The organism is Bacillus cereus (assembly GCF_002561295.1).
Classification (GTDB): Bacteria; Bacillota; Bacilli; order Bacillales; family Bacillaceae_G; genus Bacillus_A; species Bacillus_A cereus_S.
The window spans coordinates 1-272 of the sequence record NZ_NTUG01000085.1 but is presented as its reverse complement, the minus strand read 5'-3'; the positions used below and the strand labels follow the sequence as shown (position 1 = coordinate 272).

The following is a 272-nucleotide window of genomic DNA, read 5'->3' as shown; positions in this document are numbered from 1 at the left end:
GGCGAACAAGGGCTTCAAGGTGAACAAGGTATTCAAGGCGAACAAGGGCCTCAGGGCGAGCAAGGTATTCAAGGCGAACAAGGGCCTCAAGGCGAACAAGGGCTTCAAGGCGAACAAGGGCTTCAAGGCGAACAAGGACCTCAGGGCGAACAAGGTATTCAAGGCGAACAAGGGCCTCAAGGCGAGCAAGGTATTCAAGGTGAACAAGGACCTCAAGGTGAGCAAGGTATTCAAGGCGAACAAGGACCTCAAGGTGAGCAAGGTATTCAAGG

At 53.3% G+C, this 272-nt stretch carries 1 protein-coding gene; it reads left to right on the top strand.

From position 1 onward, the window contains the following. On the top strand, nt 1-272 hold a 272-nt coding region (locus CN373_RS24890), incomplete at both ends, for a hypothetical protein (RefSeq protein ID WP_205753386.1).